The organism is Rhizobium sp. BK512, from assembly GCF_014194915.1.
GTDB lineage: Bacteria > Pseudomonadota > Alphaproteobacteria > Rhizobiales > Rhizobiaceae > Rhizobium.
The window spans coordinates 374,906-392,295 of record NZ_JACIAS010000005.1 but is presented as its reverse complement, the minus strand read 5'-3'; the positions used below and the strand labels follow the sequence as shown (position 1 = coordinate 392,295).

Annotated in this window: 13 protein-coding genes; 9 read left to right on the top strand and 4 right to left on the bottom strand. The window is 59.3% G+C overall.

Annotated features, from left to right (window positions below; all coding sequences use genetic code 11):
• The first annotated feature begins 572 nt into the window (after positions 1–572).
• The 4 genes from FHX06_RS19775 (at position 573) to FHX06_RS19760 (ending at position 6,677) form a co-directional block, all read left to right on the top strand.
• Entirely contained in the window at positions 573–2,363 is a 1,791-nt protein-coding gene (locus FHX06_RS19775; RefSeq protein ID WP_113213258.1) for an ABC transporter ATP-binding protein, read from the top strand.
• Positions 2,364–2,624: 261 nt separating this feature from the next.
• Positions 2,625–3,539, top strand: a complete 915-nt coding sequence (locus tag FHX06_RS19770; RefSeq protein ID WP_113213259.1) for a phosphotriesterase — start codon at positions 2,625–2,627, stop codon at positions 3,537–3,539.
• Positions 3,540–4,484: 945 nt separating this feature from the next.
• Positions 4,485–5,360 carry an alpha/beta fold hydrolase gene (locus FHX06_RS19765; protein WP_246715593.1) on the top strand — a complete coding sequence of 292 codons (876 nt, stop codon included), beginning with the start codon at positions 4,485–4,487 and terminating at the stop codon, positions 5,358–5,360.
• Positions 5,361–5,462: 102 nt separating this feature from the next.
• On the top strand, positions 5,463–6,677 hold the full coding sequence (locus FHX06_RS19760; protein ID WP_246715605.1) for a GGDEF domain-containing protein: 1,215 nt from the start codon (positions 5,463–5,465) through the stop codon (positions 6,675–6,677).
• A 441-nt stretch (positions 6,678–7,118) separates the two neighbouring features.
• Here FHX06_RS19760 and FHX06_RS19755 read toward each other — a convergent pair whose 3' ends face one another.
• The 4 genes from FHX06_RS19755 to FHX06_RS19740 all read right to left on the bottom strand — a co-directional run bounded on the left by FHX06_RS19755 (position 7,119) and on the right by FHX06_RS19740 (position 12,087).
• The gene (locus FHX06_RS19755) at positions 7,119–8,375 is read right to left on the bottom strand and encodes an arsenic transporter (protein WP_183880553.1); all 1,257 of its coding nucleotides are present in this window, start codon (positions 8,373–8,375) and stop codon (positions 7,119–7,121) included.
• 143 nt (positions 8,376–8,518) lie between these two features.
• Complete coding sequence (locus FHX06_RS19750) at positions 8,519–9,337, bottom strand: alpha/beta hydrolase (protein WP_018114630.1); 819 nt, start codon at positions 9,335–9,337, stop codon at positions 8,519–8,521.
• Between the two features lie 19 nt (positions 9,338–9,356).
• Positions 9,357–10,826 (bottom strand): aldehyde dehydrogenase family protein, encoded by a 1,470-nt coding sequence (locus tag FHX06_RS19745; protein WP_029616385.1) that lies wholly within the window; start codon positions 10,824–10,826, stop codon positions 9,357–9,359.
• 34 nt (positions 10,827–10,860) lie between these two features.
• Positions 10,861–12,087: an iron-containing alcohol dehydrogenase gene (locus tag FHX06_RS19740; RefSeq protein ID WP_018114632.1), complete on the bottom strand. Its 1,227-nt coding sequence runs from the start codon at positions 12,085–12,087 to the stop codon at positions 10,861–10,863.
• Positions 12,088–12,298: 211 nt separating this feature from the next.
• Here FHX06_RS19740 and FHX06_RS19735 point away from each other — a divergent pair, with 211 nt between their 5' ends.
• From FHX06_RS19735 to FHX06_RS19715, 5 genes are all read left to right on the top strand, one after another.
• On the top strand, positions 12,299–12,979 hold the full coding sequence (locus FHX06_RS19735; protein ID WP_018114633.1) for a GntR family transcriptional regulator: 681 nt from the start codon (positions 12,299–12,301) through the stop codon (positions 12,977–12,979).
• 103 nt (positions 12,980–13,082) lie between these two features.
• Positions 13,083–14,570, top strand: a complete 1,488-nt coding sequence (locus FHX06_RS19730) for a sugar ABC transporter ATP-binding protein (protein WP_409564429.1) — start codon at positions 13,083–13,085, stop codon at positions 14,568–14,570.
• Complete coding sequence (locus FHX06_RS19725; RefSeq protein ID WP_183880551.1) at positions 14,567–15,559, top strand: ABC transporter permease; 993 nt, start codon at positions 14,567–14,569, stop codon at positions 15,557–15,559. Before FHX06_RS19730 ends, FHX06_RS19725 begins: the two co-directional genes overlap by 4 nt.
• A 53-nt stretch (positions 15,560–15,612) precedes the next feature.
• Positions 15,613–16,560, top strand: a complete 948-nt coding sequence (locus FHX06_RS19720) for a substrate-binding domain-containing protein (RefSeq protein ID WP_018114636.1) — start codon at positions 15,613–15,615, stop codon at positions 16,558–16,560.
• Between the two features lie 62 nt (positions 16,561–16,622).
• The gene (locus FHX06_RS19715; RefSeq protein ID WP_112972442.1) at positions 16,623–17,237 is read left to right on the top strand and encodes a DJ-1/PfpI family protein; all 615 of its coding nucleotides are present in this window, start codon (positions 16,623–16,625) and stop codon (positions 17,235–17,237) included.
• Positions 17,238–17,390 lie beyond the last annotated feature (153 nt).

The following is a 17,390-nucleotide window of genomic DNA, read 5'->3' as shown; positions in this document are numbered from 1 at the left end:
CCAAGGCGCCGTTACGTGATCGAAAATGGCCGGCTATGCGGGGCTAGTCAAGGTTGACTGTTCGATGGGAGGCTGGGTTCGCGTTCACAATGCAACTCCCGTGTCATCGGTGCAACAGCACGTGCCATGCCGAGGATAGATCGGTTTGGCTTCCCGGGTTCATCAACCAGCGGAGAAATATTCCTTATTGACGTCGCAAAAGGCGGGAAGCTTGCTGACCAAATGCAGGTTGCAGGTCTCTGAATTGTGTCGTTTTCGCATCACTTTCTACAAGGTTGTAAAAAGCCGGTTGGCAACGGCGAATTGGTTCGCTACAAGACGCTAGCCGCTTCAGATCGAACATAGGGAGGCATTGCATGACACCAGCATTCATCCAAACCTTCCCGCGTGGAATGTCCCGACGCTAGGTCATATCCATTCGCGGTCCGCCTTGAGCGCTCGCGACATGCGGTTTTCTCTTTCTCCATAGCCCGATTGATCCGACGGGATCATTTCGTCTCCCGCTCGGGCTGTGCCATTCAACTCTCGATTTTGAGGAACCGGTTGCCGAAACACGGGCCGGGCTGGTTAAAATGACTCGCAAGAAGCTCGATTTCCGCGCCGACGCGTATCGCCACGTGCTCGGCTTTGTCTTTCATCATTGGAGCCATCGGCCGGCATTGGTCGGCATCATCGTAGTGCTGGTGATATCAAGCACGCTTGCTGAAGTCATGGTGCCGGTGTTTTCCGGCCAGATCGTCGATGCCATTGCAGCCGGCAATGAGGCTGATCGCGCCCTGCGCGCCTTTGTCATCGTCGTGGCTCTGGGCCTGACGAGCGTGGCCCTGCGATGGTTCATCTTCAATGGCATTATCCGGCTGACGCTGCGCATTATGGCGGATGTCGTCAATAACGGCTTCCACAAGGTGCAGCGGTTCTCGACCGACTGGCACGCCAACAGCTTCGCCGGCTCGACGGTGCGCAAGATTACCCGCGGGATGTGGGCGCTCGACTCGCTCAATGACCTGCTGCTGATAGCCCTGTTGCCGTCCATCGTCATGCTTGCCGGTGCCAGTATCGTGCTCGGAAGCTACTGGCCGGTCATGGGCCTCATCGTGATTGTCGGGTCGGTCATCTATATCGGTGTGACCGTGGCGCTTTCCATGGGTTTTGTCTCGCCTGCTGCAAGGCTTGCCAATGCCTGGGATACCAAGCTGGGCGGCGCGCTGGCGGATGCCATCAGTTGCAACTCGGTGGTCAAGGCATTCGGCGCCGAGAGCCGCGAAGAGACGCGGCTGGGTCATGTGCTGGCCAAATGGGACAGCCGCACGCGGCGGACATGGAAGCGCGGCACGTCGAGCGGCACGATCCAGGGCTTCATGATGGTTTTCATGCAGGCGGGTATTTTGGGAACGGGCCTGGTCATGTGGCAGCGGGGATTGGCGACGCCCGGCGATATCACCTTAGTGCTGGCGATGTTCTTCGTCCTGCAGGGCTATCTGCGAAATGTCGGCCAGGACATCCGCAATCTGCAACGGGCCGTCAACGACATGGAAGAACTGGTGCTGCTCGACAAGATGCCGCTCGGCATCGAGGACAAGCCCCATGCCGTGCCGATCGAGATCGGCAGGGGCGAGATCGTCTTCGATCGCGTCACCTTCCAATACGGCGCTCATCCCAATCCGCTTTATGAGGACTTTTCGGTCACCATCAAGCCGGGCGAGCGTGTGGGACTGGTGGGGCATTCGGGCTCGGGCAAGACGACATTCGTCAAGCTCATCCAGCGCCTTCATGACGTGAAATCCGGTTCAATCCGCATCGACGGGCAGGATATCGCTGAGGTCAGGCAGGCAAGCCTGCGCGGCCAGATCGCCATCGTGCAACAGGAACCCATCCTGTTCCACCGCACGTTGGCGGAAAACATCGCTTATAGTCGCCCGAACGCATCGCGGCGTGAAATCGAGCAGGCGGCGAAACAGGCCAATGCGCACGACTTCATCATCGGCCTTCCCAAGGGCTATGAGACGATGGTGGGGGAACGTGGTGTCAAGCTATCGGGCGGGGAGCGGCAGCGTGTTGCCATCGCCCGGGCCTTCCTGGCTGATGCGCCGGTGCTGATCCTGGACGAGGCGACGTCGAGCCTCGACAGCGAGAGCGAGGTACAGATCCAGCAGGCCATGGAGCGCCTGATGGACGGCCGCACGACGTTGGTGATCGCACATCGGCTGTCCACTGTGCGGGCGCTGGACCGGCTGCTGGTCTTCGACAAAGGCAAGATTGTCGAAGAGGGCGACCACCAGGCGCTGATCCGGCTCAACGAAGGCATCTATCGCCGGTTATTCGAGCGGCAGGCGCTGGAACTGACCAAGGGTCTGGTGGCCTGACGGAAACACAGGCGGCGGCGCAATCGGGGCCGCCAATCCACTGTTGTCTCAGGAAGCTCTCTTGCCGGGTGTACCCCCGGCAAGAGACAAGATCGTACAAGACGCGAGCCAGTGGCTATTCCGTGCCTAAGTGCCGATGGTGCTGCACGATGTCGCCGGATGCCCTGCCGGCAATTGACCCAACTATTTCTGTGGACCGGATGGGTCCGATGCATTCAAAGTTCTGTCGTTCTACCAATTGGGGGAGGGGAGCCGTCAGCGATGAAGCAGATTTACACGACTCTGGGGCCAAAGCGTCGCGAAGAACTCGGGATGATTCTCCCGCACGAGCATGTGTTCGTCGATCTTAGAACACCTGACCAGCCCGGCTACGGCGAGGCGGGGATAGCCGAAGTTGTGGCACTTATGGTCCCACAGATTGAGGCGATCAAAAGACAAGGCGTTACGCTGCTCGTCGAGTGCACGACGGGTGGCGTCGGAAGACGTGCTGACATTGACCTCGCTGTGTCGAAGGCAGCCGACTTCCCGATTGTCGTCCCGACCGGCAACTATCGGGAACCATGGATACCCGCCTGGATAGCCGAGGCCAGTGAGAGTGATCTCGAACAGTGGATGGTAATCGAGCTCACCGAGGGAATGGAGGACACCGGTGTGCTGGCGGGATGGATCAAGCTCAGCGCTGGCGACGACGGGATTACGCCGCTCGAAGCCCGTATCCTGCGCGCAGCGGCAAGAGCGTCCGTGCGGACCAATGCGGTCATCGGCTCGCATACGATCCGGGGACGCGTTGTGATGGATCAGTTGGACATTCTTCAGTCAGAGGGCTGCGCAGCGGAGCGCTTCATATCCATTCACACCCAGGAGGAAAAAGACTTCGGGCTTCACCGGGCACTGGTGGAGCGCGGTGCGTGGATCGAATACGATCATGTGGGAAGGGCTCCAGACCAAGAATTGGTAGCAATGATAATGCGCGCCCTTGAAACCGAGCTGGGCGAGCACCTGCTCATAAGCCACGATCTCGGCTGGTATGATCCCGCGCTGCCCGGTGGTGGAATCCCGCGACCTTATACGCACCTTGTCGAGAACCTGCTGCCAGCGCTCACAATCGCGGGCGCAAGCCAGGATGCGATCCGCCAACTCACCGAGATCAATCCCTTCGAGGCATTCGCGCGCTGAAGAAAGGCGCAATTCTCGCTTCTGGATGCCGTTGCGGACCAATGAGGGACGGGGCTTTAAGAAATAGGTTTTCTTCCTGCCCCACGGATCAGCGTGTCTCTGCTGACCGGGATCATCAGGCATTTGGCGTGCCCGGTGAAGGCTGTCGTCTCAATGCCTCGCTCCCGCGCAACCGGCGATCACGGGTGCTACGGGTCGTGGTGAGAACATGTGACAAGATGTGAGCAAGATCCCTGAATTGTGGCAGGCGTTCGCCAATTTCGATGAACACATATGGTTAGTGGCTACACAGAGCCGCCTTTTTAGGAACACCACCATGTCTGTATTTCGCAAAATCGCCTTAACAGGTCTTATCTCCCTGACCCTCGCAGTTGGCTCCATCGCAACGCCCGCTTTTGCTCACGGTGGAGGCGGAGGCCACGGAGGCGGAGGCCACGAGGGAGGGGGGCACATGGGAGCGGAGCACATGGGGGGATTCGGTATGGGCCATTTCGACAGGGAAGGAAACCGCGGTGCGTTTTTCGCCCACGACCGCTTCAGGGATCGCGGGCCGTTCTTCCTGGGTAGCAACGACGACTATGATCGCTGCTATTGGCAATGGGACGCCGAGCACCCCGGGCGTCCGTTCAGGACCGAGGTATGCTACTAGTCGATGCGAAACGTAAGGTCCTTCTGACCAGCCGATGACTGGGACGAACCAAAACCAGCAGTCCACCGTGCTTGGCACTCCAGCTCAAACCTTGCCGCAGCGTTCTTCCTATAATGCTGCGGCAACGGCGATCGGCGGAGTCTAGGGCAAGTGTGTCGTGCGCCTCGAAGCGTGCGGCGTCCCTTACAGGTTCGCGGTGACACCAATGTGTCCGTCCATGGCTCTCGGAACTCAATCCATTTCTCTGGCGCGGTGCAACGACGGCCGTGCTTTTCAAGCGATATAAGGTCCAATCGATGTCAATGCGAAATAGCCTCAATCCCGGACATCATGTCGTCGATATCGACGGAATTCAGCAAAGCTTTCATGTCGCGGGCCAGGGGCCGGTCATGGTCGTTCACCCTGGCGGCCCAGGGATCCACTGGCAATATCTTCGCATGGGTTTTTTGGAGCACCATTTTACCATGCTCTACCTTGAGCCGATCGGCACCGGTGGCTCCGGCCGGTTGGCGGAGCACCCCCATGGCTATACCGTCGAACGCTTCGCCAAACAGCTTGGCAGGTTCCTCGAAACACTCGACCTTTCAAACGTCGTGCTTCTTGGTCATTCCCACGGAGGCTTCGTCGTCCAGCAATATACGATCGAGCACCCGGATCGCGTATCGGCGATGATCCTGTATTCCTCGTCGGCCGTGACAGGGAGTGATTTCATGGTGGCGGCAGCAGACGGTGTTCGGAGTTTTGCTGATCGCCACCAGGTGGAGGGGCGGGCGGTGCTGAGAGCGTGGCAGTCGGTTCCGAAAATGTCGAGCGACGAAGACTATACCGAGATCATGCGCGACCTGCTTCCCGCCTATTTTGCCGACGATGTCCACGAGAAGCTTGATCTCGGAGTATTCCGCTTGCGGATAAAGGCGACAATTCTCATCGGCAACAATGAGCCGTTTGACGTCCGCTCAAGACTTCAGGACCTCTCCGTACCGGCGCTTGTTCTGGTCGGAGCGCACGATTTCATATGCGGCCCGAAATGGGCAAGAACCCTGGATGACAGCTGCTCGAATTCGGAGCTGGTGCACTTCGCCCAAAGCGGTCATTTCGCGCACTTGGAACAGCCGGAAGAATTCTTGAACGCCGTCCTCGCATTTTCTGAAGCTCACAGGCTGATCCCGTGATGAAGTTCTGCCTGATCTGCTCTGTCAGCGCGAGAAAATTCATTCAAAAGTAGCTCTCGGAAATTATAGACATCGGCATCCCGGTTGTTTTTCGGTTTGACGATGGATCTTGCTACAGTTCTTCTTCTTCACAAGTGCTCGTTTATAGTCGGCGCTATCTGCTGTTTCTACGTCAGGTGGCGCTCCAGAGAGCCAGGTCTCGATTTTCTGGCGATCGGCGACGGCCTCCTTGCCGTTGCATCCACGCTTGCCGGGGTCGGAGAGCAAGGCATACTGCCATATGAGATCTGGACTCTGGCAAGTTTTTCCATCGGTGTCACAGGTTATGCGTTGATGACGACGGGACTGATCCAGTTGAGCCGTCGCGGGCGAAAGCGTTCGGATTGCCTTCTGGTGGGGTTCGCCCTCATCTTGTCCGTCGTTGTTGGTTTTATGCATTGGTATGCGGATAACCAAACGCGCGCCGCAATATTCAATGCGAACACCGCGGCTTTCCTTGGCATCTCCTGTGTTGTCATCTTGCGGGATTTCTTCCTCGACCGCCTGCCGGCGAGATTGGGTCTGCTTGCGTCACTCGCCGCTGCCATGGGCTTTTCGACGCTGGTCACTGTCGGAATGATCTTTCCGCAGTATGGGCCGGTCGAACCCCGCTATGCGTTTTTCATGCTCATCATTTGCCATTTCTCCGTCGCGCTTTTCGTGGTTGTCCTGGTGCAGGAACGCGCAGAAACTCAGCTCAGACGTCTGGCAAATACCGACGCGTTGACGGGAATCCCAAACCGGCAGCACTTCCTGGCATCCCTTCCGAGCGAGCTCAGGGACGGTGACGCTTTCATCATGATAGACATCGACCACTTCAAGAGCATCAACGATCGCTACGGCCATGAGACGGGGGATGTGGTTCTCGTCGGCGTAGCGCAAGCCATCGCCAATACCGCTGGACCCAACGTCACGTTCGGCCGCCTTGGCGGCGAGGAATTCGCGCTGTTTCTGCGCGGCCAAACGGAAGATGCCGCTGCTGCAGAGGCGGATCAAATCCGCATTGCGGTCAACGGCTTGGCATTTGCGTCCGGTGCGGAAACGATAGTGCCGACTGTGAGCGCAGGCGTCGCCATCTGGAGAGGCGATTGCGATGCACAGAAACTGCGGGATCGAGCAGACCAGGCGCTCTACCTCGCGAAGCGAGGCGGCCGTGACAGGGTCGAGATATATCCAGATCCGGCAAGCATGGAAGAATGTTCTTCAAGCGCGACAACAGCCGCAGACCAGCATTCGACCGAACCCGGGCATCCCCGTCCAGGGGAGCTTGCCGCCTAACTGCAATTGTCAGTCAAGCCGGCTCAATCAGCCCCGCTCCCATATCCTCGTCTCTCACTGGATATAAGCTCACGTTTCAAGCAAGCCGAATGGGGATCGGGCATTCGATGCATCGAGACGATTATGTCGTCAGCGATAACAATGTGCGCCTGACAACCCTGCGGTCGCGCGGCTATCCCGGAGACGTCAATGCTCGCCAAGCGCCGCGGCCTCTCTAGTTATTTGGGTGCGCGTCACAGCATGCGCGGAAGGATGTTGTTGCCCTTGCTCCGATTGAGGAAGCGATGCTTCGGGACCGCGAGCACGTGTAGCGCGATCATGGCAAGTAATGTGGGAGCCAGAAGCCGATGCGGCAGCTGCAACGTCTTGAGGCGCGTATCGTCTTTGGGCAGAAGTTCCGGCACCCAATTCGAAAGAAGACGGCGCCGTCGGCTGGCAGTCTCAGAAAAGAACGAGCGACAGCAAGGACAAGATCAGTGCCGGAAACATGACGACAGTTCCGAGCTTGAGAAACTGCCACGCACCGATGTGCAGCCCTTCGCGGCGAAGGACGGTCAACCACAATATTGTTGCCAGGGATCCCGTGACGGAAAGGTTAGGGCCGAGATCGACGGCGATCAGCACCGCTCCGGCAATCTTGTCTGAGACATGCGCCGCCTGGACCGCGCTTCCCGCAACCAGGCCTGCCGGGAGATTGTTGACGAGGTTGCAGACAACCGCGACAACCACGCCCGCAATGCCGGCCGCCTGTGTTTCCGATGCCGCCGCGAGCAGGGCCAATTGATCGGAGAGCATGGTCGTCAGACCGGTACGATCCAGCGCCTCCACGACGACGAACAGGCCTGCGACCAGAGGCAGGACGCTCCAGCTTACACCCTTGAAGGTCTCGATCGGGCTTTGCCGGGTCAGTGCCAGCACCAGCCCGGTGGCAATCGTGCCGGCGAGAAAAGTCAGCATACCCAAATCGATGTGCATAGCTGATGCCACGATAAGAATGACGGCCGTCAGGACAATTCCCCACCCGGCCAGCCGAGCGCTCGCGGAAAGGATCGGCCGCGGCACGTTTTCAGCAACGCTGTCCTGGGCAAGAGCCTGGCGCTGAGTCCAGTAAAGGCAGCCGAATGTAACAACGATCGAAACGATCGATGGAAGCATGAACGTCGACAACCAGCGCGCCAGGGGCGGCATTTCGCCACCCGCAAAGATCACCAGATTGGCGGGATTGGAGATGGGAAGGACAAAGCTCGCGGCATTGGCAATGAAGGCGCAGATCAGCAGATAGGGCATCGGATCCCGGACGCGGGCCGCCCGGCAGGCCGCGCAGACGGCTGGGGTAAGGACGACGGCCGTCGCATCATTTGAGAGAAAGACCGTCACGACAACGCCAACCAGATAGACAAGCACGAACAGGCGTCGAGAGGAGCCACGGGAGTGTGTTGTGGCGATCGCTGCAATCCAGTCGAACAGGCCTTCCCGGCGGGCGAGTTCCGATAGCAGCATCATCCCGATCAGAAAGAGATATACGTCGCTGCCTTTTAAGACGCCCGTGATGACGTCCTGTGGTCCGATCAGGCGAAAGGCAAAGAGCAGCAAGGCACCGAACATGGCCCATACCGCTTCCGGCCATCGAAACGGACGAACGACCACGCCCATGGCGGTCAGGCCGGCAATGCTCCAGGTAATGGCGTGTTCGGTCATTCAGTCGCTGTTTTCAGTTGACGGGTCGGCTTTTATCAGCCGAGACGGCAGGCGCAAGACAATTATCTCGGCGGTCCTTTGCGTGAGCCAACCGCGAACGCCGAGCAAGACGCCGATTTCACTTGAAGATCGACCTTTGGATATCACCCGACAGATGCGATCATTTCACTGAGGATTCGACCGATAGCCGTTTCGGGGAGTCCAAGGTCGCGAACACTGCTCATGTGATTGGAGCCTTCGAGCCTTTCGCTCCTGACCGACAGTCCTTGCTGTCGCAGGCGCAATGAAAAGGCGTCCGCCTGCTGATGAAACGGCGGCGTTTCTTCAGCGCCGACCGCGATAATGGCGCGACAGCCCTGGTCAAAGGAGTGCAGCATCGGGGAAAGGTCGGCAACCTCTCTGTCGGTAATGGCGATTTCCGAGCGCAGAAATGATGATTGCAGGGGTTTCAGGTCGTAAAGGCCCCCCAGCAGGAGGGCTGCCGACACGCCCGAGAAAGCCTCCTGTCGATGAAACAGGAAGCTCGCAAGATGCGCACCGGCGGAATGACCGCTGACCGTAAAGCGCGAGGCGTCGCCGCCGTGGCTCGCGATGTGTTGGAATACCCATTGCTTGGCTCGCCGAACCTGATCGACGAGCGCCTCCATCCTCACATGCGGCATGAGGGCGTAATCGACAATGACCGCGATTGCCCCTGAGCCGGTAATGGTGTCGGCGACATAGGAGTAGTCGCACTTGGAAAACATCCGCCAGTAGCCGCCGTGGATGAACATGTGCACCGGTCGTCGGTCGCTTATACCGTCGGGGTAAAAGACGTCCACGGTTTCACTCGCGCCTTCTCCGTAAGCGATTTCCCGCATACGCAGCCTTGCTCGCGTCGAAGCACTCCTTGCCTTGATCTCCGACACGATGGCGTCGAATTCCGGCACATGTCCCCGTATGCGGAACGGATCGGTTTCCAAATATTCTTCCTCTCAGCCGTCAGAAACTCGCCGCGATATACTTGGCTTCCATAAATTCGGCGATGCCGTGATGCTGTCCGCCCTCACGGCCGAGACCACTCTGCTTGACGCCACCGAACGGTGCTGCCGGATCGGAAACCAGACCCCGGTTGAGCGCGATCATGCCTGATTCCAGAGCGGAGGAAACGCGCAATCCCCGTGCTATGTCGCGTGTGAAGACGTAAGCGGCAAGACCGTATTCGGTGTCGTTGGCGCGCCCGATTACCTCGTCCTCGGTCTCGAACCTGTAAAGAGGTGCGACCGGTCCGAAGATTTCCTCATGCGCCATCTCGACCTCGTCGGGCATGTCCACGAGAACTGTCGGCGGGTAGAAATAACCCGGCCCGGCGGAGGGCTCGCCGCCGCAGGTGACGCGGGCGCCCTTTGCTTTCGCATCAACGACGAGGCGGTCGATCTTCTCCACGGCTTTCGTCGTGATCATCGGCCCGCATTCGGTAAGGGCATCGACGCCCGGACCGACGTTGAGATCAGACATCCTTTTGGCCAGCCCCTCTGCGAAGGACTGGTAGATCCCCGACTGGACATACAGACGGTTTGCTGCGGTGCAGGCTTCGCCCGCATTGCGCATCTTGGCAACCATCGCGCCGTCGAGTGCCGCATCCAGATCGGCGTCGTCGAAAACGATGAATGGAGCGTTGCCGCCGAGTTCCATGGAACATGAGACGACATGCTTGGCCGCTTCGGCGAGAAGCAGGCGGCCAACGCCTGTCGAGCCCGTAAACGAAAGTTTTCTGACGCGCGGATCCGCGAGAATGGTAGCGCTGAACGTGGCTGGAGTGCTCGTTGTCAGAACGTTGACGACGCCTGCCGGTACGCCGGCCTCCTCATAGATCGAGGCCAGCGCATAGGCCGTTAGCGGCGTCTCGCTTGCCGGCTTCAGAATGACGGTGCAGCCAGCGGCGAGGGCCGGAGCGATCTTTCGCGTCGCCATCGCAGCCGGGAAATTCCATGGCGTGATCAGCAGGCAGATGCCGATCGGCTGGTAATCGACAATGATGCGGTTGGCGCCCGACGGAGCGATGCCGAATTCTCCCGTAATGCGGACGGCTTCTTCCGCATTCCAGCGGAAGAACTCGGCGGCATACGCGACCTCGCCGCGCGCGTCGCGCAGCGCCTTGCCATTCTCCAGGGAGATCAAGGTGGCAAGCATTTCGGAGCGCTCGATCATCAGTTCGAAACAGCGTCGCAAGATCTCCGAACGCTTGCGCGGCGGCGTCGACCGCCAGCCCGGCGCAGCCCGGGATGCGGCCTCTATGCTTGCCTGCGCATCCTCGATGGTGGCGTCCGCAACAGCCGCAAGAAGCGCCCCGGTCGAGGGGTCGGTCACATCGATCTTGCGCCCGCTTTTCGATTGCCGCCAGTTCCCATCGATATAGAGGCCGCGGGCCGTGGCCTCAATGTCTGGCAGGTGGCGGTCGGCCTGTGGCATTTGCTGGGCAATAGTCATTTTGGTCCTCGAATGTTTAGAGGGCAGCGGCGGCAAGATCGCCGTCATAGGCTGCACGAACGAGACGCTTCATGGCGTCGATGTCGAAAGGCCTCGGGTTATTCTTGATCAATCTGTCGATGCTGAGCGCCTGTTCGGCGGTCCAGTCGAGCTTGTCGGCGGTAAGTCCGAGATCGGCCAGTGTCGGTGTGATGCCGATGGCTTGAAAGAGCCTGCGGATCTCCTCGATGGCTGCTTCGGCCATTTCCTGCTTCGTCCTGCTCGTTGAATCCAGACCGAGCGCTTGCCCGATCTCAGCCATTTCGGTCATCGAGGCGGAGCGGTTGTAATTCATGACGTAGGGCATCATCGTCGCGACGCCAAGCCCATGGGCCGTATGGGTCAACGCGCCCGCGGGATACTGGACGGCATGCGCCGCTGCGGTACCGGCCGTGCCGAATGCGCAGCCGGCAGCCAGCGCACCCATCATTACGTCGGCGCGAGCGTCTTCGTTCGATCCGTCCTTGCAAGCCGTTTCCAGGCTGCGTCCCAGGAGCTTGATGGCGAGGAGCGCGAAATAGTCTGTAAGTTCACTCTTGCCGATGAAGACATGGTTTTGTGGCAACAAGGGGTCGGCGCCGCGCCGGGCGGCCGTGAATGCCTCGATCGCATGCGTCAACGCGTCCGCGCCCGCGACAGCGGTCAGGCCCGGCGGGCAGGACATTGTCAGCTCCGGATCGCAGATAGCCGCTGCGGCAATGAGATAAGGGCTCGATATGCCGACTTTCAGCGTCCGATCCGGGTCGGAGATGACGGCAACCGGCGTCACTTCCGAGCCGGTACCCGCCGTGGTCGGCACAGCGATGATCGGGATTGTCGGACCGGGAACCTTGAACTCGCCATAGTAGTCCGAGAGGCTTCCGCCATGGCTCAAAAGCAGGGCGGCGCATTTCGCCATGTCGAGGCAACTCCCCCCGCCTATCCCTATCACCATGTCGGGCTTGAAGCTCAGCGCCTCCTCAACGCATAGCGCAACGGTGTCGCGCGGGACATCCGGCAGGACCCGGTCATGGACCAGTGTCTCGATCGATGCCGCGTTCAATGCGGCGACAAGATCGGCGAATATGGAAGTCCCTGCGAAGCGCTCATCGGTGCAGATCAGCGCCTTTTGGCCAAGCCTCCTGGCGACGGATGGCAGCGCAAACCGTTGGCCCTTGCCGAACAGGATTTCTTTCGGGAGCCGGATAGCCGCAAAGAGGGTCATTGTACTGGCCCTTTCACCAGTTGGGGAATGAAGAAAGACCTTGAGGAAGCGTCGTAAAATTGGCGCGCGATTTCCTTCGCGCTTATCCAAATGACCCTCATGAAACCTCCGATATAAAATCCTATAGGATATGGGATTGCATATCGCCGAGCATCGTGTTAGCGATTGTTCCTGTCAAGAGGCAAAAGAAATACAGGGCCGGAATACGATGATGCTCAATGCCACGCCTGATCCGAGTGGTTTCATACAGCGCAGCAACAGTCTCGCGGACAGCGTCTACGAGGTGATTTTTGCGCAGCTCATGTCTCTTAAGATTGCTCCGGGTGCGCGCATCACCGTCGATAATCTGGTCAAGGAATTCAATGTTTCCCAGACCCCGATCCGCGAGGCGCTCGGCCGCCTCGAGGGAGAGGGGCTCGTCGTCAAGACGCATCTTATCGGTTACAGCGCTGCTCCGCAGATTACCCATCGTCGCTTCGATGAGCTCTATCACTTGCGGTTGCTTCTCGAGCCCGACGGTGCTGCGAGGGCGGCAAGGGCAATGGACGATGAAAAGCTCGCTATCCTCAGGGAGGCGGCCGGCGTCATGGGACGCCGGGAGGGGGCTGATGAACGGCTGCGCTATTCCACCTTCGCGCGGCAGGACGCCGTTTTCCATGACAGGATCATGGAATTTGCCGGCAACGAGCTCATTCGCCAAACTCTCAGCCACCAGCACACGCATTTTCACATCTTTCGACTGATGTTCCATTCCCGCGTCACCGAAGAGGCGTTGGACGAGCACGAGGCGCTTCTCTCCGCATTTGCTGCGGGTGACCCATCGGCTGCCGAGAAGGCAATGAGAACCCATCTCGAACATTCACGGGACCGGCTCGTGCCGGCCTTCGATTGAGAGGCGGGCAATGTCGAGCGTCATGACCATGGAGAGGAAGGGGAGGAGCGTGGTGTCCGAGAAAGACGGCCTCGTCTCTCATCCGGTCCTTCGTGCAGAGGGCATGTCGAAGCAGTACGGACCTGTCACCGTACTCTCGGAAGTCACGCTCGATATCTTGCCCGGCGAGATCCATGCCATCATCGGCGAGAATGGCGCCGGCAAGTCGACATTCATGCGGCTCCTTTCCGGTTACGCCGAGCCCACTGCAGGAACGCTGTCGATGGGCGGCCGCAAGGTCGGGTTCTCAAAGCCTGAGCAGGCGCAGGAAGCGGGTATTGTTCTGGTGCACCAGGAGATCCTGCTTGCCGACGCCCTGACTGTCGCCGAAAATCTTTTCCTCGGCCGCGAACTGATGCGTCATGGCCTGGTCGATGATCGGACGATGCGGCGTCTGGCCGTCGAAAAACTTCACGACCTTGGATGTCACGTATCGCCAAATGCTTTGGTGCGCGACATTTCGCTTGCGGATCGCCAGCTCGTGCAGATCGCACGTGCGCTCCTCGACGACTACAAGCTTGTCATTTTCGACGAACCGACTGCAGTCCTGACGGGCGAGGAGGTCGAGCGCCTGCTTGCCATCATCCTTCAGCTGAAGGAGCAGGGTGCTGCCGTACTCTACATCAGCCATCGCCTCGATGAAGTCCAGCGGCTTGCCGACAAGGTGACGGTGCTTAGAGACGGCAAGATGGTCGGCACATATCCCGGTCATAGCCTGACGCAGATGGACATGGCGCGGCTGATGGTTGGGCGCGATCTCGCCGCGCTTTATCCCGAGAAGACCGTAAAGCCAGCCCTGCAGGCGATGCTGGAAGTCCGAGACCTCGGCGTTCCCGGCTACGCAAGCGACATCTCGTTTACCGCCCATAGAGGCGAAGTCCTCGGATTCGCCGGCATGATCGGTGCCGGCCGCACCGAGGTGTTCGAGGGCATCATGGGCCTGCGCCCTGCCACCGGAACCGTAAAACTGCAGGGCAGGGCGATTGATATCAGGCGTCCCCGGGCAGCGATGGATGCCGGCATCGGCTACCTGACCGAGGATCGCAAAGGCAAGGGCCTGCTGCTGCAGGAGCGGCTTGCGCCGAACCTCACGCTGTCCGCCCTCGGCAGATTTCATCCCGGCCTTCTGATGCGCCGCCGTCGTGAGCAGAGCGCGCTCGTCGAAGCCGTCAACACCTACGACATCCGCCTGAAAAGTTATGCCGTCAAGGCGGGTCAGCTCTCCGGAGGCAACCAGCAGAAGCTTCTGCTCGCCAAGGTGCTTCTCACCGACCCTTCGGTCGTCGTCATCGACGAGCCGACGCGCGGGATCGACATCGCGAACAAGGCCCAGATCTACGCCTTCATCGAGCGCCTCGTCGCAGAAGGCAGGACCTGCATCGTCATCTCGTCCGAAATGCAGGAGCTGATCGGAATCTGCGACCGGATTCTTGTGATGCGGGAGGGGCGCATCACGGGAGAGGTGACGGGCGACAGAATGACGGAACATGAGATTGCGCTTCTTGCCACCAGCGAGACGAAGGTTGCGGCGAAGCAGGGAGGAAGACAATGAGTGTGATTACAGGTTCGACGCCGGTTCGGCCGGAGCGGGAATGGAACATCGGCTGGTCGGATGTCGGCCCGTTCCTTGCGCTTGTGGCGCTGCTGCTGATCGGTTTTTCGATCAACCAGGATTTCCTCTCGGCGACCAATCTCGGCAATGTGATCACGCGAAGCGCCTTCATCGCGATCATCGCTGTCGGTGCGACCTTCGTCATCTCATCCGGCGGACTGGATCTTTCGGTCGGTTCGATGGCCGCATTCATCACGGGCATAACCATCATGTTCATGAACAGGATGGCTGCCGACTGGGGTGTCCTGGCAATACCCGCCGGCATGGCTATCGCGCTTGTCGTCGGGCTCATCTGCGGGCTGATGAACGGGCTGATCGTTACCGTCGGAAAGATAGAGCCCTTTATCGCGACACTCGGTACCATGGGGATCTTCCGCGCCCTCATCACCTATATGTCGGATGGCGGAACGATCCCGATCGATCGCAGCCTCCGCGATGCCTATCGGCCTGTCTACTTCGGCACCTTTGGCGGTATTCCCTTTCCGATCCTCATTTCGATTGCCGTTGCCGCTATCGCTTCCTTCATCCTCTACAAGATGAAGTACGGCCGGAAATGCGCTGCCGTTGGCGCGAATGAGGACGTGGCCCGCTACTCAGGAATTTCCATCATCAAGACGCGCACGATCGCCTACGCGATGCAGGGCGTATGTGTTGCGATCGCTGCGATCTGCTATGTGCCGCGCCTCGGAGCGGCGACGCCGACCACCGGCGTGTTATGGGAATTGCAGGTCATCACTGCGGTCGTCATCGGCGGAACTGCCCTGCGCGGTGGCAAGGGCCATGTTTGGGGCACGGTCGCCGGAGCGGTGATCCTCGAACTCATCGCCAACCTGATGGTGCTCTCGGATTTCGTATCCGAATATCTCGTCGCCGGCGTTCAGGGTGTCATCATCATCATCGCCATGCTCATTCAAAGGTTCTCGAAGTAACCGCGTCCGGACCGCGCGGATTGATGTTTGTGGTCCGATTCTGGGAGGAATGAATGTCTAGAAAATGGATTGCGGCCCTGGCCGTCAGTACGGTGCTGCTCGCCGGTCAGGCCCTTTCGGCAGACAAGAAGGTTGTCGCCGTGTCGATCCCGGCAGCTGACCATGGCTGGACGGCGGGCATCGTCTATCATGCACAGGCTGCCGCCAAGGAAGTCAATGCCGCCTTTCCAAATGTCGAGGTCGTCGTGAAGACCTCGCCTTCGGCAACGGCGCAGGTGAGTGCGCTTGAAGATCTGTCCGCAGGACGCAAGCTCGATGCGCTGGTCATCCTGCCCTATACGTCGGAGGAACTGACGACACCGGTCAAGGCGGTCAAGGATGCCGGCACCTTCATCACCGTCGTGGACCGTGGCCTGAACGACCAGTCCATCCAGGACCTCTACCTTGCCGGCGACAACATCGCGGTTGGCCGCAATACGGCGAAATTCATGATCGACAAGCTGGGCGGCAAAGGCAACCTCGTCGTCTTGCGCGGCATTCCGACCGTCATCGACGATGAACGCATCCAGGGCTTTCAGGATGCCATCAAGGGAACCGATCTCAAGATTCTGGACATCCAGTACGCGAACTGGAACAGTGATGACGCCTTCAAGCTGATGCAGGACTATCTTGCCAAATACCCGCAGATCGATGCTGTCTGGGCAAATGATGACGACATGCTTCTCGGTGTGCTCGAGGCTGTCAAGGAATCGGGTCGCAAGGACATCAAGCTTGCCCTCGGCGGCAATGGCATGAAGGACATCGTCAAGAAGGTTATCGACGGCGATCCGATGACGCCGGTCGAGACACCCTATCCGCCGTCCATGATCAAGACCGCCATCTACATGACCGTTGCCAATATTGTCGGCCAGGCGCCGGTGCGAGGCACTGTCAAGCTGGATGCGCCGCTGATCACGCAGGAGAATGCCAAGGAATACTATTTCCCCGACTCTCCGTTCTGATGAGACCGAAACCGGGGGCGGCCGCAGCCGCCGCCCCATTGCATGAAGAAGAGGAGTAAATCATGCCTGGTAAGAAGATACTGATGCTGACCGGTGAATTCACCGAGGAATATGAAATCTATGTCTATCAGCAGGCGATGGAGGCAGTCGGCCATACGGTCCACGTGATCTGCCCCGACAAGAAGGCTGGCGATCTGATCAAGACCTCGCTCCACGATTTCGAGGGCGATCAGACATATACAGAAAAGCTCGGGCACTTCTTCACGATCAACAAGACCTTCTCTGAGGCCGAGGCGCAGCTCGATCAATATCATGCGGTCTACTGCGCAGGCGGTCGCGGCCCCGAATATATCCGCACCGATAAACGCGTCCAGGCAATCGTGCGGCATTTTCACGAGAAGCAGAAGCCGATCTTTACGATTTGCCACGGCGTCCAGATTCTGATTGCCGTCGACGGTGTGGTTCGCGGCAAGAAGGTCGGTGCCCTCGGGGCTTGCGAGCCGGAGGTCACGCTTGCAGGCGGTACCTATATCGATCTGTCGCCGACCGAAGCCTATGTCGATGGCACCATGGTTTCCGCGAAGGGATGGACCGCACTTGCGGCATTCATCCGCGAATGCCTGAAGGTGCTCGGCACGGAAATCCGCCACAGCGACGATATCGCCAAGGCAGCCTGAGCCTGCACTCACGGCACGGCTTGTTCTTTTGGTTTGATGATCAGGCAATCCTCGCAGAATGCGGGGGTTGCCTTTCCAGGGGCGGTCCTTTCCTGCCTGCAGATGGCATCACGGCGGTGCCTGAGAGCGCCCACCGCAATCTTCCGAACGTCG